This window comes from Flaviaestuariibacter terrae (genome assembly GCF_054777635.1).
On record NZ_BAAHAL010000008.1, the window covers coordinates 947,613 to 968,978 of the forward strand.

General features: G+C 58.7%; 18 protein-coding genes. 8 read left to right on the forward strand and 10 right to left on the reverse strand.

Features of this window, described 5'->3' with window-relative positions; all coding sequences use genetic code 11:
• Positions 1 to 157: 157 nt before the first annotated feature.
• The 5 genes from ACYU7Z_RS12190 to ACYU7Z_RS12210 all read right to left on the reverse strand — a co-directional run bounded on the left by ACYU7Z_RS12190 (position 158) and on the right by ACYU7Z_RS12210 (position 6,653).
• Positions 158 to 1,210 (reverse strand): AI-2E family transporter, encoded by a 1,053-nt coding sequence (locus ACYU7Z_RS12190; protein ID WP_460570834.1) that lies wholly within the window; start codon positions 1,208 to 1,210, stop codon positions 158 to 160.
• A 247-nt stretch (positions 1,211 to 1,457) separates the two neighbouring features.
• Positions 1,458 to 2,879: an MATE family efflux transporter gene (locus ACYU7Z_RS12195; protein ID WP_460570836.1), complete on the reverse strand. Its 1,422-nt coding sequence runs from the start codon at positions 2,877 to 2,879 to the stop codon at positions 1,458 to 1,460.
• A gap of 504 nt (positions 2,880 to 3,383) precedes the next feature.
• Complete coding sequence (locus tag ACYU7Z_RS12200) at positions 3,384 to 4,055, reverse strand: uracil-DNA glycosylase family protein (protein WP_460570838.1); 672 nt, start codon at positions 4,053 to 4,055, stop codon at positions 3,384 to 3,386.
• Between the two features lie 132 nt (positions 4,056 to 4,187).
• Positions 4,188 to 5,525 (reverse strand): APC family permease, encoded by a 1,338-nt coding sequence (locus tag ACYU7Z_RS12205; RefSeq protein WP_460570840.1) that lies wholly within the window; start codon positions 5,523 to 5,525, stop codon positions 4,188 to 4,190.
• Between the two features lie 279 nt (positions 5,526 to 5,804).
• Positions 5,805 to 6,653, reverse strand: coding sequence for a DNA/RNA non-specific endonuclease (locus tag ACYU7Z_RS12210; protein ID WP_460570842.1), 849 nt, complete (start codon positions 6,651 to 6,653; stop codon positions 5,805 to 5,807).
• Positions 6,654 to 6,836: 183 nt separating this feature from the next.
• Between ACYU7Z_RS12210 and ACYU7Z_RS12215 the strand changes: the two genes are divergently transcribed.
• On the forward strand, positions 6,837 to 7,625 hold the full coding sequence (locus ACYU7Z_RS12215; RefSeq protein WP_460570844.1) for a hypothetical protein: 789 nt from the start codon (positions 6,837 to 6,839) through the stop codon (positions 7,623 to 7,625).
• A 96-nt stretch (positions 7,626 to 7,721) separates the two neighbouring features.
• On the forward strand, positions 7,722 to 7,979 hold the full coding sequence (locus ACYU7Z_RS12220) for a hypothetical protein (RefSeq protein WP_460570846.1): 258 nt from the start codon (positions 7,722 to 7,724) through the stop codon (positions 7,977 to 7,979).
• Positions 7,980 to 8,365: 386 nt separating this feature from the next.
• On the opposite strand, the gene ACYU7Z_RS12225 is transcribed toward ACYU7Z_RS12220, so the two are convergent.
• From ACYU7Z_RS12225 to ACYU7Z_RS12235, 3 genes are all read right to left on the reverse strand, one after another.
• Positions 8,366 to 9,436, reverse strand: coding sequence for a hypothetical protein (locus ACYU7Z_RS12225; protein WP_460570848.1), 1,071 nt, complete (start codon positions 9,434 to 9,436; stop codon positions 8,366 to 8,368).
• Between the two features lie 121 nt (positions 9,437 to 9,557).
• Positions 9,558 to 10,040, reverse strand: coding sequence for a hypothetical protein (locus tag ACYU7Z_RS12230; RefSeq protein WP_460570850.1), 483 nt, complete (start codon positions 10,038 to 10,040; stop codon positions 9,558 to 9,560).
• Positions 10,041 to 10,374: 334 nt separating this feature from the next.
• Positions 10,375 to 10,872 carry a hypothetical protein gene (locus ACYU7Z_RS12235; RefSeq protein ID WP_460570852.1) on the reverse strand — a complete coding sequence of 166 codons (498 nt, stop codon included), beginning with the start codon at positions 10,870 to 10,872 and terminating at the stop codon, positions 10,375 to 10,377.
• Between the two features lie 442 nt (positions 10,873 to 11,314).
• Here ACYU7Z_RS12235 and ACYU7Z_RS12240 point away from each other — a divergent pair, with 442 nt between their 5' ends.
• Together ACYU7Z_RS12240 and ACYU7Z_RS12245 are read left to right on the forward strand one after the other, a co-directional pair.
• Entirely contained in the window at positions 11,315 to 13,087 is a 1,773-nt protein-coding gene (locus ACYU7Z_RS12240; RefSeq protein ID WP_460570854.1) for a hypothetical protein, read from the forward strand.
• A gap of 131 nt (positions 13,088 to 13,218) precedes the next feature.
• Positions 13,219 to 13,713, forward strand: coding sequence for a hypothetical protein (locus ACYU7Z_RS12245; RefSeq protein WP_460570856.1), 495 nt, complete (start codon positions 13,219 to 13,221; stop codon positions 13,711 to 13,713).
• Between the two features lie 253 nt (positions 13,714 to 13,966).
• Here the strand turns inward: ACYU7Z_RS12245 and ACYU7Z_RS12250 are convergent, their stop codons facing one another.
• The gene (locus ACYU7Z_RS12250) at positions 13,967 to 15,304 is read right to left on the reverse strand and encodes a DEAD/DEAH box helicase (RefSeq protein ID WP_460570858.1); all 1,338 of its coding nucleotides are present in this window, start codon (positions 15,302 to 15,304) and stop codon (positions 13,967 to 13,969) included.
• Between the two features lie 525 nt (positions 15,305 to 15,829).
• Here ACYU7Z_RS12250 and ACYU7Z_RS12255 point away from each other — a divergent pair.
• The 3 genes from ACYU7Z_RS12255 to ACYU7Z_RS12265 all read left to right on the forward strand — a co-directional run bounded on the left by ACYU7Z_RS12255 (position 15,830) and on the right by ACYU7Z_RS12265 (position 19,339).
• Positions 15,830 to 16,300, forward strand: a complete 471-nt coding sequence (locus tag ACYU7Z_RS12255; protein WP_460570860.1) for a response regulator — start codon at positions 15,830 to 15,832, stop codon at positions 16,298 to 16,300.
• 207 nt (positions 16,301 to 16,507) lie between these two features.
• Positions 16,508 to 17,809 carry a DNA recombination protein RmuC gene (locus tag ACYU7Z_RS12260; RefSeq protein ID WP_460570862.1) on the forward strand — a complete coding sequence of 434 codons (1,302 nt, stop codon included), beginning with the start codon at positions 16,508 to 16,510 and terminating at the stop codon, positions 17,807 to 17,809.
• A gap of 147 nt (positions 17,810 to 17,956) precedes the next feature.
• A complete protein-coding gene (locus tag ACYU7Z_RS12265; RefSeq protein ID WP_460570864.1) occupies positions 17,957 to 19,339 on the forward strand; it encodes a rhomboid family intramembrane serine protease in 1,383 nt (460 codons plus the stop codon).
• Between the two features lie 143 nt (positions 19,340 to 19,482).
• Here ACYU7Z_RS12265 and ACYU7Z_RS12270 read toward each other — a convergent pair whose 3' ends face one another.
• Positions 19,483 to 20,619, reverse strand: a complete 1,137-nt coding sequence (locus ACYU7Z_RS12270) for a L,D-transpeptidase family protein (protein ID WP_460570866.1) — start codon at positions 20,617 to 20,619, stop codon at positions 19,483 to 19,485.
• Between the two features lie 338 nt (positions 20,620 to 20,957).
• Between ACYU7Z_RS12270 and ACYU7Z_RS12275 the strand changes: the two genes are divergently transcribed.
• Positions 20,958 to 21,362: a YqaE/Pmp3 family membrane protein gene (locus ACYU7Z_RS12275; RefSeq protein WP_460570868.1), complete on the forward strand. Its 405-nt coding sequence runs from the start codon at positions 20,958 to 20,960 to the stop codon at positions 21,360 to 21,362.
• Positions 21,363 to 21,366 lie beyond the last annotated feature (4 nt).

Genomic DNA, 21,366 nt, shown 5'->3' on the forward strand with positions numbered 1-21,366 from the left:
TTTCGTGGTTAGGAACGTTGGGAGCACAAATTTAGTATACCGGGATCGCATAACGAAACGAATACCGCGTTTTGTATGGGACTTAACATCGAAGTTAAAGTCCTGAAAAACAATGAGAAATGAACAAAGGTGGCATGCCCGACCGTAGGCGGTTTTTTTATTTCCCCAGCCTCATTTCGCGGCGCTTGAGCAGGAATTCGTTGCTGTAAATCCGCAAGAGCAGCAGGAACATACTGATGAGCAGGGGGCCAAATATGAGGCCAATGAAGCCGAAGAGCGACACCCCGACAATAACCCCGAAGATCGTCACCAAGGGGTGGATATCGCCCAGCTTCTTGTTCAAAAACAGCCGTACCACGTTGTCGACCAGCCCGATAAAGCCCAGCCCCCAGATCGCCATGGCAATCCCTTTGCCGGTTTCGCCTTTTGCAAAGAGCATGATGGTCAGCGGCACATAGATCACGGCCGAGCCCACCACGGGCAGCATCGACGTGATGCAGGTAGCAGCAAACCACAGCCAGGGCTCATCAATTCCGATGATGAGGTAACCGATAAGCCCTACGAGTCCTTGTATGAAGGCGATCAGCGGAATGCCGATGGTATTGGACACCACCATTGTGCGGAGCTCCTTGCCCAGCAGCTCTACGTTGCCGTCTTTCAGCGGAATGTACTCGTACAGCGCCTCTTCCATATGCCGTCCTTTAATGAGCATATAGTAAAGGATGAAATAAAGGGTGGAAATGAGCGCCAGCGTATCAGCCGTGATCCCGAGGAGCTTGGGCAGGAGGCGGGTGAGCCAGGGCCCGAGTTGGTTGATGGCGTTGGAGTTGACGAGGTCGTAGCCGATGCTCTTGCCGATGCGGCCCGCAGCCCCCTTCAGCGTCGCCAGCAGCTCCGAGCTGTGCGTTACGAGGTAGGAGATCTTCGCGTAGAGGATGTTGCCGAGAATGCCGATCGGAACGAGGATCACGAAAAACGACAGGAGCATCAGCACCCAGGCCGCCTGCGCGGGTTTCCAGCCCCGCTTTTCCACCAGGAAGAACATGCGGCCGCGCATCAGCACATAAAAAGTGATGGCGCCCAGCAGGGCAGGGAAGAAAAACCAGAGCTCGCGCGCAAGCACGATGCCCAGGAAGAGGATCAGCAGGATGAAGGCAACCTGCCGGATGAGGTTCATGTCGAGCGGGGCGTTGGACGGGGTTGGGGTCATGGCAATGGATTCCCTAAAAATCTAATGCCGGGATAATCCCTGCGGTTCGTTATTGCGCGAGCCTCACTCCGTCCGTCATTGCGAGCGCAACAAAGTGGAGCGAAGCAATCTTCGCCACCTTAACTCTGCTGCTTCATCGGGCCACAGGACCGCGCTCCTGCAGATTGCCTCGATGGCCAGCCTGCAGGCTGCCCGCCTCGCAATGACGGGCTCGTCGTCCGCGTTCTTTCTCTTAGTCGACCGATCGTTAAACCACCACCCGCTTCCACTTCCCCTTCCGGAAAAAGTAAAAGCTGGCGAGGGTAATGGCCGTTTCGGAGACCGGGATCGCGATGAACACGCCCGTGGGGCCAAGCCCGACACCCTTGGCGAGCCAGTAGGCCAGCGGGATCTGCAGGGCCCAGAAGCCGAAGACGTTGATCCAGGTGGGAGTGCGCGTGTCGCCGGCGCCGTTGAGGGCATTGGTGAACACCATCCCCGCGCCATAAAAGAGGTAGGCCGCGCTTACGATCCGCAGGGCCTGCACCCCGATCTCGATCACGGCGGTTTCGGTGGCGAAAAAGCCGATCAGGGGCCGGGCGCCGAGCTCGAAGAGGAGCGTAACGCCGAGCATGAAGATGGCGTTGTACTGGGCCGTCTTCCATACAGAGGCTTCGGCGCGCGCCGGGTTTTTGGCGCCAAGGTTTTGTCCCACCAGTGTAGCCGCCGCATTCGATATACCCCAGGCCGGCAGGATGAAGAATACCAGCAGACGGAGGGCCGTCATATAACCCGCGGAAGCGATGCTGCCGCCGGTTTCGGCTACGAGCCGCGCCAGGAAGATCCAGCTGCAGGAGCCGATGAGAAACTGCAGCGCCGCCGGCCAGGCCACCGACAGCAGGCTCCGGATAAGCGCCCACTGTGCCCGCACCGATGCGCGCACCAGCCGGATTACGCCCTTGCCACGGAACAGGTGCCAGAACTGGTAGATCACCCCGATACTCCGGCCGATCGTCGTGGCGAGCGCGGCGCCCGTAAGCCCGAGGGCCGGGATCGGTCCAAGGCCGAGGATCAGGAGCGGGCACAGAACGATGTTGCAGCAGTTGGCGAGCGCGAGGCTTTTCATGGCAATCGAGGCGTCGCCGGCGCCGCGGAAGATGCCGTTGATGAGGAAGAGAAGGATAATGGCGGTGCTGCTGGCCATCATGGTGCGCGTATAGCCGGTGCCCAGCGCGATGGTGGCCGGCTCGGCCTTCAGGAGGCGAAGGATGTCGGGCGCGAAGAGGACACCGATGCTGCTCATCACGAGGGCGAGGATAAGGCCAACGATGATGGCCTGCATGGCGGAGTCGGCAGCCCCCTTCGCGTTCTTTTCGCCCACGCGGCGCGCCACCAGCGCGGTAGCGGCCATGGAGCCGCCCATGCCCAGCGAGTACACGAGGGTCAGCACCGACTCGGTGAGGCCCACCGTGCTCACGGCATGGTGCCCGAGCCGGCTTACGAAGTACAGGTCTACAAGTGCGAAGATGCTTTCCATGATCATCTCGATGATCATGGGGATGGCCAGCAGCACCACCGCGCGGCGGAGGCTGCCCTGGGTAAAGTCCTGCTGCTCGCCCTGGAGCACGGCCTTACGGATGATGGTAAGCGGGGAAACGCGTTGTGTATCGGGAGACGTCGTTGTCGTCATGGTAGTGAAGTTTTACTGGCAGGAAATGCAGCGGCCGTAGTGGCGCCGTTGATCGGGTGAGGCAGGTGGGGGAGAAGCGGTCTGCGCTGCTGCTCCGGATTAAAACTTCATAGACGTTACTTGTAGCGGCAACAAAACTAGCGGCATTTTTCAAGATGACCAACCGGGCCTTAGCCTTTGTGCGGTAATTGCGCCAAACCGGTGATGAAGTGTTAGTGGGTGCCTGTTGTTCTGATTTCCATGCTGCGGGAAGGTAGCGCCCCTGGCCACCTTGGCGTCCGAAGGAATTCTTTGGGTCTTGGCGTTTTTAAAACGCAAAGAAAAAAGAAAGCATTTTGACGCAAAGGAAGTAAAAGATGCAAAGGGCCCTCCTGATGCGTCGTTGCAGCTTGCCTTCGGCTACGCGTCTGTAAGGCGCTGGCGTACGGGAGCGTCCCGCGGGCGGGACATACCGAAGGCTGTACTACAGGTTGCGGTTTGCTGTACGGGCAGCTGGCGTAGTTGTTAGGAAATCAGCACTTGCAGGTATTGATCAATGAAGCGCTGCTTTTCCTTTCGCTTGTATTGCATGATGAAACGCGGGTGGGGCAGGGGCTGCAGCTTTTCAAACCAGCCATAGCGGTTATTGAGCTTGTCGAGGTATTTGAAATTTTTCTCGCCGCCGATGACGAGGCAGACGGAGCGGTCGACGGGCAGCTGCAATTGCGCTTCGATGCTTTCGATGATAAAAGGCTCTACGGCGGCCAGCAGCTCCTTGTCGTCGTAGTAGTTGATGTTCTTACCGTGCTGCACAAACCCGAGCGGGCATACCGAGCCGATGAAGTGCCGGCCGTAAAACGCGTCCGGGCCTCCGTAGGCCGCAATGAGCTCGTAGATGAATTCGGCCGAGATCTCCGATTGCATTTTAAAGGAATGCTTGATGCCGAGCGCGTCGGTCAATTGCCGCGGCGCCGTGAAGTTGACGCCCGTGACACCCGCGCCGAAGCGTCCGGGGTTGATCCCGAGCAGGAGACGCCGCTCGTTGCGGTCGTTGTAATACTTGTCGAGGAACGCCTTTACCACTTTTTGTACCTCGCGCTCCTCCTGCGGGAAAAGCCATTCCACCCCGTTGGGCAACGGCCGCGGCGGATCGAAGTGCGTGTAGAAATGATACAGTTGCTGCGCCCAGGTTTTCATCGAGAATACGTTTTACGTTTTGGGTTTTACGTTTTGGGTTTTGCGTTTCACGTATGGTTGCGAGCCATGATCCATGCAGTTTATTCCAAGAAAAAATGAATCGCTCAAGGCGCAAACGTAAAAACGTAAAACTTAAAACGTCGACGCTCTGCGCATCATGATTCGCGCTACCTGGTACATAAGTTCGGCGCTGGCGAGCGCGACAAGCGCAAAAAGCAGCGGCCGCAACGATCCGCCCTCGTCGATAAAGGCTGCCGAGAGCGCCACCGCATACACCGCGAAGGGCAGCAGCGCCATCACGATCAGCCCCGGCACGCCGAGTGGGATACGGAAGGGCCGAGGCCGCCCGGGCTCCGTGATGCGGAAGCGGATCAGCGCTACGTACTCGAGCAGCAGCGCCGCTCCATACAGCGTGATATCGATCACGATCAGTTCGCCGAAATCCCAGAACACCATCCCGCTCACGACCACGGAGCAACATACGATCGACAGCCAGGGCGAGCCCCAGCGCGGGTGCAGGGCATGCAGCTTCGCGGGCAGGAGCCTGTCGGCAGCCATCGCCTTCGGGATCCGCGACACCGACAGCAGCACCGCCGAATACAAGCCTATGGTGGAGGCAAGGCCTCCGGCGGCGATCAGGTTGCCCAGCCAGCGACCGCCCACCAATTCGCCCAGCGCGGGAAAGCCACGCTCTTCGAGCACAGCCCCGTCGATGCCGGCATTCAGCGCAATGAGCAGCGCGATGGCGTATATAGCGATGACCGCCACGAAGGCAAGGCCGATGGAGATGAGATAAGCCCGAACGGGACGGCGCACTTCGTCGGCGTAGGTAGTGACGTTGTCCCAGCCGATGAAGTTCCACATCACGGTGTACAGGCTGAGGCCGAATGCTGTAAAGGGCATCTTTCGCAGCGACTGCTCCGGCACCTGGAGCTGACCGCCGCCGCGGTAAAGCGCATAGGCAAAGAGCACGAGGAAGGTGGCCAGCACGGCGCCGCTGAGAAGCAGCGACAGCCGCCCCACGGGCACGATGCCGCGGATGTTGATACCGGCCGACAGCCAGATGATGACGAGGCAAATGGGAATTTTATAGTGCTCAATGCCCGGGAAAAACCAGCCTAGGTAAAACACAAAAAGTACCGGGTAGATGGCGAGATCGGCGAAGGTGTAGAGCCAGCTCCACCAGCCCTCGTAAAACCCGAAGCGGAGTCCGAGCGCGCGCTTCACCCATTTGTAATAGCCACCGCTTTCGGGGTAGAGGCTGTTCAGTTCCAGCACCGTGAGGATCGTGGGCACATCCCACAGCAGCGGCGTAACAAGCAGCAACAGCAGCGCCCCGTGCGACCCGGCCTGCTGCAGCAGCGGCTCCAATCCGTACGGCCCGCCCGATACGGTGAGGAAGATGACGGCGGCGAGCTGCAGCGGTTTTAGTTTACGATTCTTTTCGCCAGGGGCAACCGGGTGCGACATGACGCCAAATGTAGTTATGCGAACCTGCATGCACAAGGGACCGCTTGCGGCCCTTGTCACACTGAGCGAAGCGAAGTGTCTGAGCTTGCCGCTGCGGTAGCTCCGAACCAGTCGTGAAGCCTCCTATCGATGTCCCGTAGTACTACAGGTCATCCAAGCCAGCCTGTTCTCCTACTCACGCCGTCGCACGATTTGAATGGCCGTTGCTGATCGATCCACAGACGCTTCGTTCCTCAGCGTGACAAAGGTGCCCGGAGGGCACCTTTTGTCGACAATCAGTTAGTAAGCCGGTTCTTTCTTCCGCGTCCACCGCCACTTCTCCAGGTCCACACTTCGCTCGATCTGCACTTCCTGGTCATCGGGCAGGCGGGGGTAAAAATCGATGCCCGTAATGCGCTCCACGGAATCGATGGGAACGGCGAAGCTGCGGAGCGTGGCCGCCGAGGGCTCGTTGCGGAGCAGGAAGCCGATGCCTTTCACGCCGTGTTGGCCGTATTGCAGCACCACCTTGTAATACTCTTGCGGCACGGGCAGCTGGTGCGGCCCGATGACGTGCAGCTCCGGCTCGAGCACCGGGCCGCTCACGATGTAGAGGCTGTCGTAGATGGCGGCCCAGTAGCGCACAAGCTCCTCGAGACGCTTCCACACGCCGCGGTTGAAGGCCGGCACCTGCGGGCTCATGTTGCTGTAGTAAAACGACTCGCTCATCGACCGGGGGCTGTAGGAAAGGTCTTCGGCGGGCGCGAGGTGGCCGCGGTCGTAGCCCGAGCCCTCGTAGTCGCTGCCGTCGGCACCGCCTTCCGGTATGGCCGGATCAACGCGGAAGTTGTTGGTCCGAGGCGCTTTTGCCTCGCGCACTTCCGCGGCGGTGAGCAGGTAGGCCACCCAGGCCGCCTGGTGGTAGTCGCTGCGGAAGCCGACGGTGTAGCCATGGTGCGGCAGCGGTGCGTCGCCATTGCGTGCCGCGGGCAGCTCGAGGCGCCCCGACAGCGGCACGGCACCGGGCTCATCGGCATGGCGGCCGGCGCCCTTGCGCAGCAGCAGGAACAGCGCCAGCAGCACAACGATGGCGAGGACAATGGCCAGCAGCAGGTAGCCCGACGAGCGGGAGGGAGCGGTTCGCGACATGGAATAGTTGGTTCTGCAGGTAAATGTACTTATTGTGGGTAAGGCCGGGCGCGGCTTATCGAATTCCGCTGTATCTTACAAGAGCCGTCCGCCAGGTACGATAGGGATTTACGACGATTGCAGCGCAGGGATGGCGCATCTCAACGGGGCCGATTTTATAACCCTCTCTATAAAACGCACACTATGAACCGTCTGAAGTACCTGATGGGATCGCTCCTGCTGGGCGTCCTCCTTTTCTCCTGCCAGCAACAGCAAAGTCCCAAAGCGCTCGCTACCGAATTTGTGCAACGGCTCTATACACTCGACTTCGACGAGGCCGCCAAAATGATGACCCCCGACGGTGCCGCCCTGCTGACGCAAAGCCGCAAGCAGCTCGAGGGCCGCTCCGACATCGAGAGTGAGCGCGCGCGCCGCGCGGCCGCCACCGCCGACAACGTGTTCGACACCGAAACCTTTACCGAATCGAAAAGCGGCGACGACATCGTGGTGCAGAACAACCAGCTCCGCATCACCCTCCGCAAGCAGGACGATGGCTGGAAGGTGGTCCCGGCCGCCGACCTCGTTGATGCGCTCGTGAATCATCCGGCCTATGCCGACGCCGCACAGACGGCCTGGAACAACCTGCAGGGCGAGTGCGACAAGCGCACGAAGCTGGCGCAGGACTACGTGACCCTCCGCGCCAATGCCGGCGACAAATCGCCCGAGCTGCACGCCCTCGAGGCCGCCGTGCGCGACTGCGCCGCTGCAAAGACCGCCACCGCCGCCGACCGCGCCGACTATATGGCCCGCCAGGAGCGTCTCGAAGCAGCGCTCGACAAAGGCCTGTCGCCCGCGATGAATGCATCGGCCGACTTCTCCCTCAATTACATCGTGCAGTTGAGCGACTCCAGGAAAACGATCGCCGGCCTGCGCCAGCAGTATGGAAGCGCCGCGGCAAGGGCACATGTGAAAGACTACCCGGCCCTTCCCTGAGCCTTTAGGAAAAAAGTAACGGAAATGCCCCGCTTCAAATGAGGCGGGGCATAATTTTTTCAGGTAGTGAAAAGCCCCCCGGGGCCAAGCACAACCATGAGCCGAACGATCTACTTTTCTCAAATCATAAAAGCCGGCGACCGGCAGCGCGAATTCAATTTCCGCCGTCTCCCCATGGGCGACGACACGCGCTACGAAGTCGATGTGCCCGACGACCGCGGCCACCGGATCTGTTTTGTTATGCAACGCGGCCCCGAAGGCCACTGGCGTACCGATGCGCCCCAGCTGCCAACCTGGGTAATCGACGCAGCAGAAAAACTCGACGGGGCCATACGCGAGCATATGGACGCCTGAGCGGCTGTCTTCCTTTTATTACTCCGTAGCAAGAATTTGCAGGCGATGCTGCCAGTTGGCCGCATGCCTTGGCAGGATCAGTGGGTGCTGTAACCGCAGAGGGACGCGCGCGGGCAGGAGAATGGTTTGCCTGCTGTTACTTTACTGCAAGTGCAGGCGCCCTGGATCCGGAAAGTTCTTAGCACGCGAAGCGACGACCTGCGGTCGTCAACAGCCAGCTACACCACTAGTACGCAGCCGCCGGCCCGCCGGCGCGGGCTAAGAAAAGCTGTGCTAAAAAATCGCTCGCCATTTATAAGCCTCCCCGTCTTTCAAAGGGCGTACTCCGCTCTCCTGCGTCCCTCTGCGGTTAAAAAATCTGTCCAACGCCCGATACGGCAAACCGCTCAGGGTTTGTACACGATGCGGATGACCGCGTTGCGCTGCAGGTCGGTGCTGGCGGTGAGGCGGTAGCGCTCGTCGCCGGCCTCGACAATGATCGACGCCGTGTTGGGCGGGATCGTGCCCACGTTGTGCGCGATGAGCGTGATCTCGTGCACGGGGTTGCCGGCGTCGAGGCGAACGGTAAAGGTGAAGGGCTGTACCGTTACGAGCTTGTGGTCGTAGATCACCTCGTTGTTGTGGAGGATGCTCACCGTGTCGCCGTCGGGCATGCCGTTGTCGAATACATGAATGCTGATCTCGGAAACGGAGGTGCTGATCTCCTGCACCACCATGTTGCGCCGCTCCTGCTTCAGCGCCAGCAGTGGCGCCGGGGCTGCCGGCCGTGGTGGCGGAAGCGTTCGCTTCGGTGCCGCCGTCACTGCCCGCTGCAGCGAATCTTTTTTGGCTGTGCGGATCGCCGTCGGCGCGGGGCGCGCTGTTGATGAAACCGCGGGTCGGACGGCAGGCTTTTGCGCGGGCTTGCGCACCGCCGGCTTCGGAGTCGTTTTCGCGGTACTGCGCACGGGCGGCGCGGGCGTCGGTTTTGGCGCGGGTTTCGGCGCGGCCGCCACCGGTGGCGGGAGGAAGCCGCGCATATACGAGGTAGTGTCGACCTTGCGGGTGATGCGCCGTAGTTCTACGGGTCCGGCGTCGAAATCGAGAAAGTCGAAGAGCGGTTTTTCCTGGCCCTTGGTACGCTCGGTGCCCATCAGGCGGTCGCCGTTGGCGCCGGGGTAGAAGGTCAGCTCGTAGGTACACTGCACGTGGCTTCCTTTCATGGCGATCATGCCGTCGCCGGCGCCGCGGAGCTCCTTCGCCGATGTGCGGAAGGCGCCGCGGAAGTTGGCGCGGCACCAGCCGCCGCGCGGGTCGGTGTCGTAGGTGTAGCCCACGTACTCGTTACCCACTTTGATGATCACCAGCTTCATGTAATTGCCTTCCTCGGTGCCTTCCCAGGTACCGGTGAGGTCTTGCGTGTATGCGGTAGCCGTAGCGGCACAGAGGCCAAGCAGCAGCAGGATCGGGCGGCGCATCGGGAGATGTTTGTCTAAAATTACGAACGGGCGCAACGTAGAACGTAAAACCCAAAACGTTGCTTTCCCAACAACAAAGGCAGACCCGCGGGCCTGCCTTTGCAAAAAGAGAACGGTCGGGTTATCCCTTGAGACGCACGCCGATCGACAGGGTTGCGGCATCGCTGTAGGTAGCGTCGAAGCCTTTCAGCTTGAAGCCGTAGCGGGAGTACTGTGCGCCTACGTAGAAGCGGCGCGTAAGGTTGTAGCGGGCGCCGGCGCCGAGGTAGAGGTCGCCGTCCTGGCGGAGGGTCTTGCCGTCCACCGCCGTGTTGCGGCCATAGAGCACCTTGCCACCGTCGACGTGAAAGCTCCAGGCGTCGTTGAGGTCAAAGCCTGCCGTGATGTAGGCCGGCACGGCCACGTCGGCGAGCTTTTCAAAGTAGAGGATGTCGACACCGGTGCCGATATTGAATTTGTGGATCGAGAAGGAGGCCACTACTTCGCCGCCATAAGCGGTGCTGATGCCTTTGTAGGCGGAGCCTTTCGCACCGGCGCGGAGCGTGTTTTGCGCGGATGCGGCCAGCGTAAGGAAGAGGGCGCAGAGGGTCAGAATGCGTTTCATCAGTTTTGATTTGGCCGCTAAGGTAGCCGTTACGGCGGATTGTTTCATTCCGGGTCATCCGGCCCATGTTTTCCTGCTATACCCCCCAGCTCCCAGGTACCCCCCTCCACCTCCGGGCCGCGCCGACGCAGCTTTCTGCCGGGTTCGCCCGGCTTGGGCGTACGACACCGAGGCCCCGGGCTGCGCAGCCCCGCCTTTTTGCCGCGCGCGACCAGCTTTGCGTCGCGTCGTCCAGAGTGCAAACCGCGCCCGCCCGGCTCCGCGCCGCGCCGGCGCACGAAAAAGCCCCGGCGTCGCGGCCGGGGCATGGGGCAATTCTATAGAAAGACGGGCCTTAGCCGTTTTGGGCAGGGGTGTCTTCCTCCGGAGCATTACTGGCTTGCTTGAAACGCTCGGCCAGCTTCGTAGCTAAGGGCTCAGCGCCGGACACACCGCCTTTGGCCGCGGCCTGCAGCATGCGGTACACCGTGAGGGCGCTCGTATAGGCCTCGGAGCCGGCGAGCATCATCGTGTCGCTGATCTTTTCCTGGAGCTGGGCCAATAGCAGCGAAAGCTCTTTTAATTGCAGGTGGTACTGGGTGTCGGTGCGCATCGCTTCGCTGCTGAAGTAAGCCGGCAGCAGGTCGCGGGCATTGTCGGCCGCCAGCGCCGCATCCTGCACAAAAAGCAGGTTGTCCTTGTTGATCTTCGGCAGCTTCTTGCGCTCCTCCTTCGTGAGGCTGCGCGTCTTGCCGCCGAGGCTGCTGTCGATGTTCCGGATGGCGTCCTTGATGTTGTTGAATTCGGCATCGCTGAGGGTTGTGTCGATGCGGTTGAGCGTGAGGTTACTCATACAAATGTTCGTTTTGGTTTTAAAAGGGGTTTACGTACAGTAAAATAAAAAGGCGCCGGGACATTTCAAATAGCTGTTGTCGATTTTGTTCTGGTGCTGGAAGTGGCGCTCCCTTCGGAAGAATAATTAGAATAGCCCGGGGATGCTTCTTATATTGGGGATACTAAACCAACTGTTATGCGATTAACCATCAAACTGGCTCTTTGTACTTTTTGTTTTTAGGCGTGTCTTGCAAACGCAATATTGAGGGAGTAAAGGACGCTACCCTGACAAGAACTTCTCCTAAGCCGCCGCCTGGATTTTTTGTCGAAAACGCGCCTATTCCTGGAGTTGCCAGGCCGGGAGCGTTGGCGCGAACGGTCGATACCTCCGATCTGAATAATGGCGATCTCCCGGTTATTCTGGGAGCTCAGTTGCAAAACCCGTACGGTCTTACCATATAATGCAGCAAGCAGTCGACCAAATGTATGGCGGCCATTATCCAATAAGTGTTACACACCTCTATGTGCGCTTCAAGCCGGCCAATGCCGACCAATTTACCATCCTGGAAGAGACCGAAGACCTTGAACTGCAGGATTATCCGATGGATTATGAAGTAGTACAGGATGGGGACTATTATCAAGATTCTACGCTGACTACGGAAGAATTTGGCTGGCTTTATACGGTGGTGCCGGCTTCGTACAGCTTTCCCGCAAACATTCAATACCAGGTTCTCGACCAACTTTATCTGCCTGAAGATGACCTGTTTCTTGAGGAAGTGGCGGAAAGCATGGCAGCTGGCGCAAGTTACCAGTCAAGCTATTCCAGCGAAACCGGCCTGGTTAGTATTCAGCGTACGGATGTAGCGACGGATACGTATCAGTATCCTCGTATTCCTTGCGATTGCAATGACCCTACACGCGATTGCCTGCCCGAACCAGGCTGTGACAGCGACCCCGGCGGTGGTGGTGGCGGTGGCTCCGACCCGGAAGTTCCAAAGGGAACCATTAAGGTGCAGGAAATTGCGTCCTGTGGCGGCACCACCAAGGATGTCCCCGTTCGCCAGGCGCGGGTGGTATGCAAGCGTTGGTTTAAGATCGCCCGAACCTATACAGACGACCAAGGACGCTTTTTATCCAGTAAGAAGTTCCGGAATAAAGTGAAAGTGATCGTAAAAGCTAGAAACGACTACGGAAGCATTCGGAAGATCAGAGGTATTCGGGTTTGGCAAATCTTGTTTCCGGTTCGCGACCGGTTAGGCGTATTTGAGTATGCTGACATGGCCCAAATAACACACACGTTTTTAAAGCCGAACAGTGATGGACGCACCATGGGACTTTGGACGGCTTTTACCACGCACAATAGCCTGATTGAATTCCGGAGTTATGCAAGTGAACTGGAATTCGGACTTCCTCCCAACCATTTGAAAGTGTTGATGACCAATTGGGGCTCAATGGCAGGCCGCGGTGCTACACCTATGCTCAACAAATGTTTAGCCAGTCTTGACGTGGAATTCGCTGCCTTCTTTATTTCGAATATTGTGCCTTTTGGAACACTGGCTAATGCCTTGTCGCGACAAGTAGATATTGTTATAGGGTACAATGAGGATAATTATTGTAAAGTTACTTCCGCTACATTAAAAGAAACCGCCTACCACGAGTTCGGCCATGCATCTCATTATGCACAGGTCGGTTGTATCTTTTGGAATCAATACCGGCAAAACATCATTACGGAACTGGTAAAGTCCAAATATTTTCATCCAGAATATGCTCCTTATGGAAACGGCAGTGACCAGACTACAGTTCCTTTGATTGGGGTCAGCGAAATGTGGGGATATCATATTGGTTACTTGCTCACTGATCGGTATTTCGGCTTTGGTGATTATTCCAATAATTTCAATGTGATTTTCCAACGACATGTTTTTAATAACAACTATACTGATTTAAAGGGCGCATACTTGGAAGCATTGGAAAATTACCGACTAAAACTATCTACCCTTGAAGATGTTGATCATTGGATTCCGAAAGGTCTACCTTTAGATTTACAGGACACTGGCGAACCTAGATCGTTCACAGACGTTACAGATGGCGTTTCGGGGTTTAGTGCGAAGCAATGTTTCGATGCCCTTGGGCCAAGTGTAGGTTCGGTGCCTGCTTTCCGAGACGCTCTTCTGCAACAGAATCTTAATTCTCAGGCAAGTGCCGTATATACGTTATTTCACTCTTATACCTATTGATTATGCGACTAAAGCCAACCTTCTCTTGGATTTTTAGTTTCTTGCTTTTGGGTTGCACACCCAGAGATGTTGGTCGCCCCTGTGAGCACGGGGGGTATGCCTTCGAGGCCACAGCGGCCCTCTCCCCGGCCATGGAAACCTACCAGGTAGGAGACACGATCTTATTGATTTCATCGATACCCAAGGTACAGCGCGACCGGAGCGGTGGTGGAGAAATGATTGATTACAGTGGGTCTTTTGCCTTGGGCAGTAACATCTTTCTACGCCGCCTTGATTCCGTAAGCCGCCGTGACAGCGGAGGGCGTTATGATTTTACCATCGCTCCCCTAGTAGGGAGAATGACCGAATTGGACTTCGAGCGAGAGAACGGAATCAATGTGTACTATAGTGAACAAGCCGCCTACGAACTCAAGATCGCATTTGTTCCTATCAGAGCCGGCAGTTACTTGCTCTCTTTTCCGGATCCCGTCAGCCGGTCTTTGGGAAATCGGAACTGCACTAATGCTGCGTTCGAGATGACGATCACCAACCCAGACAAGCACTTCAACGTGTATCAGATGGCCTTGGGGCGCGCCTTCGACATGCGGGAGGCCAGATATGTATATTGCTTCCGCGTAGTCCAATAGCGGTAAGGCGAATGTGAAACCTGCGAACATTTCACTATGCATCTCGAATCAGCTACAAGTGTGGCAAATGCAAGTTTAGAAAGGCTTGATGAAAGTGAAATGGTTAATAACTCGATTCGTAAAAGACCTGGTAAAATCTCAATAAAAAAGGGACGCACACCGTGCGTCCCTTTTTTGCTCCCCTCTCCCTGGGAGAGGGGCCGGGGCTGAGGTCCTCCTCCTTCCCTTAGGGAAAGAGGCCGGGAGGATGGGTCTATGCCTGCTGCGAAGAAGCCTGGCTTCTTTGCTGACCACCGCCACCTCGCTGGGCACGGCCTTCGCCGCTGCGGGGACGATGTCCGCCACCACCGCCACGGTTGCCACCACCCTGACGGTTGCCGCCACCGCCACCGCGGTTGCGACCTCCACCGCCACCACGGCCACCCTGGGGCTTCGGTGCTGCGTCGGTAACGGGGTTGTGGTCGGTATAGGGGTGCTCGGCCACGGGGATCTGCTTGTTAATGAGTTTCTGGATGTCCTTGAGGTAGGCACGCTCCTCGCCGTTGACGAAGGAGAAGGCGATGCCGCTCGCGCCGGCGCGGCCGGTACGGCCAATGCGGTGCACGTAGCTCTCGGGTACGTTCGGGAGGTCGTAGTTGATCACGTGCGTGAGCGCGTCCACGTCGATGCCGCGGGCGGCGATATCGGTGGCTACGAGCACTTTCAGCTTGCCTTCCTTGAACGACGAAAGCGCGTTCTGGCGGGCGCCCTGGCTCTTGTCGCCGTGGATGGCGTCGGCACGGATGCCGGCCTTCTTCAGGTTCTTGGCCAGCTTGTCGGCGCCGTGCTTGGTACGGGCAAACACGAGCGTACGCTGGATCTTGTGCTCCTGCAGCAGGTGCACGAGCAGGTCGATCTTGTCTTTACCGTTTACATAGTAGATCGATTGCTCCACCGTTTCGGCGGTCGACGATACGGGGGCTACCTCCACGCGCTCGGGCTTGTAGAGGATCGACTCGGCAAGCGAGCTCACTTCATTCGGCATCGTGGCCGAGAAGAAGAGCGTCTGGCGGTCGGTGGGCAGCACCTTGATCACTTTTTTCACGTCGTGGATAAAGCCCATGTCGAGCATACGGTCGGCCTCGTCGAGCACGAATATCTCGAGGTAGTCGAGGTGCACGTAGCCCTGGTTCATGAGGTCGAGCAGGCGGCCCGGCGTGGCGATGAGCACGTCGGTGCCGATGCGGAGGCTCTGCACCTGCGGCACCTGCGATACGCCGCCGAAGATCACCTCGTGCTTGAGGCCCGTGTGGCGGCCGTAGGCGGCGAAGGAATCGCCGATCTGCGAGGCGAGCTCGCGGGTGGGCGTCAGGATGAGGGTGCGGATATGCTTGTAGCCCTTGGTGTTCTTGTTGTCCTCGTGCAGGATGTCGAGGATCGGTAGGGCGAAGGCAGCGGTCTTGCCGGTGCCGGTCTGTGCGAGGCCGATGAGGTCATAGCCTTTCAGCACGATGGGAATGGATTGCTCCTGAATGGGAGTAGGCGTGGTGTAGCCTTCGGTGGCCAGTGCGCGCAGAATCGGCTCGGACAGACCCAGTTGTTCAAATGTCATGGTCAATAAAAAAGCGTAAAGCTTGTTGCCTTGCTGGCACACTCTGCTCCAGACGCCGGGCGGCACCTTATTTTATGGGCCGGGTTGCGACGTTACTTGCCTGGGGCGAGGCTGTGGGGGCCTTAAGGCGGTTTGAATAAGGCCAGACCGCAGCGACAACTCCACAGGGGTTGCTGCATTACCTTACTTGCTTTCGGAGATCAGGGGCGGGGAGCCCCTTTGTGCCTGCCGGGTCGATGTTGGCGCAGCTGTCAGGCTGAGCGTAGTCGAAGCCGCGGGCAAGCGGAGGATCATAAGAGCGAGCGGGCGATCCGGAAATACCTGTTAAAGGTACGCGTTTCCATGTGAATAACTTGGTAAAGGGAAGTTTCGCCCAATCGGGGCGCCGCCAACAAGATGTGAATAATGGCTACAGTCGGGCTTTATTAAAAAAAATTATCCTGCATTTTCGAATTGATATTAGCTAAATTTGAAATGCAAAGGTCGAAAGGCCGATTGTATCACCCACACACCACGCAAAACCGAATGAAGCACCCTACCCTTGTTTACCCCCACCTGCTATTGGTGGATGATGACACCGATGCCTGCCTTCTCTTCGAACGAGCTCTCCACAAAATCGACCCCCTTCTTCCGTTTACCGCCCTGCACAGCGGCGAAGCTCTCCTGGCCGAATGGCCCCTGCTGAAGGTCGGTATCCTCTTCCTCGACCTCACCCTCCCCGGCAAAAGCGGTCTCGAATGCCTGGCCGCCCTGCGCGCCGACAGCCGCAACGACCGCGTTCCCGTGGTGGTGTACAGCAATTCCGTGCGGATGACCGATATCGCCAAGGCCTACGGCAACGGGGCCAACCTCTTTATCGTGAAGCCCTTCAGCCAGCAGCACCTCCTCAATGCCCTCGAGCACGTGCTCAGCATCGACTGGACGCAGGACTGCCGCGACCGCTATTTCATCAACAACCAGTTTGTGCCCTTTACGGCAACGAACTGCGTGGCGTGAGGAGAGGGAGAAAGAACGCAGGTACCGCAAGCGGTACACGCAGATTATTAAGATTGGTTAGGATTTGCTGACGCAGCTCTCTTATCAGCGTTAATCGTAACGATCATAAAAAATCTGCGTTCTTTCTCTATGCCGCTTGCCGATTCCCGAACGGGACGGCTCCTATATGTGGAGAATCTCTAATATCTTGCAGGCCAATTCCCGCCTATGTTTGCGCTTTCCCTGGCCGCCTGCCTGCTGAGTGTCGTTGCGATCGTGCTGATCGTTGTTTTTCGTGCAAAGCCTGCCGACGCTCCTGACTTCGACAGGCACTTCGACCGGCTCAACGGCAACCTGCGCGCGGAGTTCAAGGCCGCCCGCGAGGAAGCATCCGCCTCGGCGGCGCAAAACCGCCAGGAGCTGCTCGCGGCCCTGCAGCAGTTCCGCACCGAGCTTTCGGCCACGCTCAACCACCTCACCGACCAGCAGCGCTCCGCGCTCGACCGCTCGCTCCGCAACTTTGCCGAGCGCTTCGGCGAGAACGTCGACAGCATGAAGGAGCTGCAGCGCGTCAAGCTCGAAGAGCTCCAGGAAAAGCAGCAGCTCCTCGTGGAAAGCACGGAGAAGAAACTCGACCAGATGCGCGAGACGGTGGAAGAAAAACTCCAGAAAACACTCAACGAACGCCTCGGCCATTCCTTCGAGCTGGTAAGCAAGCAGCTCGAAAGCGTACAGAAAGGACTGGGTGAAATGCAGACGCTCGCGCAGGACGTGGGCGGGCTGAAGAAAGTGCTCAGCAACGTCAAGATGCGCGGCGGCTTTGGTGAGGTACAGCTGCAGATGCTGCTCGAGAACATCCTCGCCCCCGAGCAATACGAAGCGAATGTGGCTACAAAAAAAGGCTCCGCCGAACGGGTTGAATTCGCGGTGAAGTTTCCCAACCGCGAGGCCGACCGCGAGTACGTGTGGCTCCCCATCGACGCGAAGTTTCCGAAAGACGCCTACGAGCACCTGCAGGTCGCTTACGATAGCGGCGACCTCCCGGCCATCGAAGCCGCGCAGAAGAACCTCGAGACCGTGATCAAGCGGATGGCGAAAGACATCTGCGAGAAATACCTCGACGCGCCCAACACCACCAACTTCGGTATCCTCTTCCTGCCTTTCGAAGGGCTCTTTGCGGAGGTGGTGCGCAAGGCCTCGCTGCTCGAAGAGCTGCAGCGCGACTGCCACGTGGTGGTCACCGGTCCCACCACGCTGGCCGTTATTCTCAACTCGCTGCAAATGGGTTTCCGCACGCTCGCCATCCAGAAGCGCAGCTCCGAGGTATGGCAGGTGCTCGGTGCGGTGAAGAAAGAATTCAGCCAGTTCGGCACGCTCCTCGAAAAAGCCCAGCACAACATCCAGACGGGCCTCAACCAGCTCGACGACGTGGTGGGCAAGCGCACCCGCGCCATCCAGCGCAAGCTCAAGGGCGTTGAGGTACTTCCCGCCGACGAGCCCCTCGCGCTTGATGCCCCGGAAGAAGAGTAGGGAAAGAACGCCGGTTCGACTTCGCTCACCAGGTCATCCTTCGACTACGCTCCGGATGACAGTGTCACAGTGCGCATAGCCAAGGCTGCGTTCGGTCTCTCCCGCCGCTTGCGGCGCCCCGACCGATAGTTCCTTACTTTCACGGGCATGACGCCCGATGTTTCCCACGTTACCACTTCTTCTTTGCCCGAACAGTTGGTGCTGGCCTACGGAGCCTTTGAGCGCCTCGGCTGGATCCCGCAATGGACCCACGACGGGCGACTGGTGGGCACCTCGCGGAAGGAGCGCAAGGGCCCGATCGATATGATCATCGTCGATACCAACGGGGGCGACCTTCACTTCCGGGCGGCGCTCCCGGGTGGTGCCGAGGCGCCCGCGGAAATGCAACACGAAAGGGTAGCCGCGTTCTCGCCTGTAATCAGCGAGTTGGCGGCGACAGCTGGCGCTGAGGAGCGGGCTGCCTGGCGCACGGCCCTCGGCCAGCTTCATGCCGACACGCAGCGGATGCTGGCCGAGCAGGAGGCCGACGAAGCCGCGCTTGCCCAGGCGATGCCTTATACAAAGCATGGCTATTGGGTTACCTATGGGATCATCGCCGCGAATGCACTTGTATTTCTACTGATGGCCATCAGTGGCGCGGGCGTCTTCGAGCCTTCAGGCGAGGCGCTTGTAAAGTGGGGCGCCAACTTCGCGCCCTATACGCTCGCCGGCGAACCCTGGCGCCTGCTGACGGCCTGCTTCGTGCACATCGGCATCTTTCACCTTGTGCTCAACATGTATGGCCTTTACCAGCTCGGAACATTCCTCGAGCCCATCCTGGGAAGGGCCCGCTACCTGCTTACCTACCTGGCTACAGGACTTTTGTCGAGCCTGGCAAGCCTGTGGTGGCACCGTAACGAGGCGGCAGTAAGCGCAGGCGCTTCGGGCGCCATCTTCGGGCTGTTCGGTCTGTTCCTCGCGCTCCTTACAACCGATCTTCTTCCGAAAAAAGTACGCTCGCGACTGCTGGGCAGCATCAGCGCCGTCATCGTGATCAACCTGCTGTATGGGATGAAGGGAGGCGTTGATAATTCGGCGCATATCGGCGGCTTCATCGCGGGCTTCGTTTGCGGGTATGCGTTACTGCCGACAATTCGGCGTAAATCCGCGGGCACGGGAGTCGCCGCCGCCCTGCTCGTGGCCGCTATCGCGCTTTGCGGATTTTACGTGGCCGCCCATCCCGACAACCGCCTGCGCTGGGAGCAACAGGAACAACGCGTTGTAGACCTCGAGAAAAGGGCGCTCGCGCAGCCGGCCCGTGCCGCCGCCAGCTGGGACAGTGCCCGCACGGAGCTGCAGCGCGCCCGCTACAGCCTGCCGCCCGACTATGCACGCCGCCGCAGCCTCTTTCAGCAATACATCGACCTCCGCATCCGCGAAGACAGGCAGGTCGCGCCATCGTTGCGCGGCGAAGCGCCGCCTCCCGACTCGGTTGAGGCTACGAAGCAGGCGATTGAATCCGTACTGCAGCAGCTCAATGCGCGGCCGTAGTTCTACAGGTGTATGCGGGAACAAGAGAAAGAACGCAGGTGCCGCAAGCGGTACATGCAGATTATTAAGATCAATGATGATCTTGCTTACGCCTGATCATAATGAATAGGCGTTCTTTCTCTCCTCGCGCCTCACGACATTCTTCACGAATCAAGCCCATAGATATCCTCGCGGAAGTTGAGCGAGCCATCGTCGTCCACCCAGGCCGTGAGGTAGGTGAGCGACACGGGCACTTTGCCCGGCAGGTCAACGCGCTGCTCCCGGCCGGAGTTCATGGCCGCCCGGATCTTCGCCGGTGTCCACCCGGGGCTGTTGCGCAGCAGGTATTCGGCGAGCTTCTCCGGCTCGGCCAGGCGGATACAGCCGTGGCTGAAGGCGCGCTTGCGTAGGCTGAACAGCGACTTCGCCGGCGTGTCGTGGAAGTAGATATTGTTCTCGTTGGGAAACACAAACTTGACGCGGCCCAGCGAGTTGCCGGCGCCGGGAAGCTGCCGGATCTTGGGGAGTCCGCCCTCCTCGCCTTCCATCACGTAGTTGTTGCGCCAGAGGTAATCGTGCGAGCCCTGCATTTTCGGGAGGATCTCTTTTCTGACGATGCTCGGCGGCACGTTCCAGGAAGGGCTGAACACCAGGTAGGTCATCTCGTCATTGAACAGCACGGTCTTGTTCGACTCCGAGCCGACAACGATGTTCATGTCGAAAATAAGGCGGTCCCCTTCGTATACATGGAGCTTGTACTCGGGGATATTGGCCACCAGGCGGGTGCCGGCCGTGGGCTCGGGAAGCTTCTGCACACGGGCCAGGTTGGCCTCGAGCTGTGCGATGCGCCGGCCGACGGAGATATTGAGCTCCTTGAGCAGCGCCGCATCGACGACACCGTTTTCCGGAAAGCCAAAGCGCTTTTGCACATGCTTCACGGCATCGCCCAGTTCTTCCGTGAATTCGGGGCTGCGGTCTTCGGAGCTGAAGTCGCCGGTGGCACGGAGCCGCTGCTTGAGCTGCACGACGGCGGCATCGGAGATTCCTTTCTGGTAAAATTTCCGGCTTCCCCTGACCACGGGCCAGCCGCCGCTGGCCGCGATGGAGCGGTAGCGCTCCAGCTGGCCCTGGAGCCGGGGTACCTGCGGATGTGTAAAAGAGGTGCCGGCAGTGGCCCCTTCGCTGCTGGCCTGCTCAAAGGATGGGCTTCCGGGGCTGGCGACGGCGAGCTGCGCAACGAACAGCAGCAGCACCAGGACAAGCCAGCCGATATGGCGGGCGGGAACGATCGTTGTTTTCATACCACACAGTTTCAAACGGCTTCAGCACAACGGAAACCGGTAAGGCAGGGCAAGGTTTGGGCCGAAAATGGCCCCTTTGCTAAGGAAGTTGGCAAAAATGCCCGGAAAAACTCCGTATTTCTACGGTTGTCTGGCGTTTCAAAATGGTTTTCCTTTGACCTGTCAACCGGACGAGCCGCTTGGGGTCGCGCCAAAACCAACTGAATCTTTTCATTACAGACCAACGTTTTTAGGATGAAGCAGCCGTGAGGCTGCTTTTTACTTGCGTGCCGGCCCGGGCTTTTTCAAACCGCCCGGTTTGGCCCAATTATTTTGCGCATAACCTCAAACGTTCAGCCATGAAATTCATTTTTACCCGCCTCCTGCTGCTGGCATGCTGCAGCAGCTTCTTCTTGTCCGAAACCGCAGCGTCTGTGCCCGTACCGGCCACCGATCCGGATCCCGCCGTCGTGAAGTCGGCGCTGGCCGAGTTCAGAGGACTGACCGCCAAGGAGCGCCGGGACCGCCTGCGCTCGGTGAAATCGGAAGTCCGGAAGTTCAAGGCCGAGAAGCGCGCCAACCGTGAGCCGAAAGCCAGCACGGTGGTGCAGGTTATCGTCGCGATACTGCTGCCGCCGCTGGGTGTATACCTGCACGAAGGCGTCATCAACAGCCGCTTCTGGATCGACCTCCTGCTGACGCTCCTGTTTTACCTGCCTGGTCTTATCTACGCCCTCGTGATCATCCTTGGCGACAAAGGATAAGCAG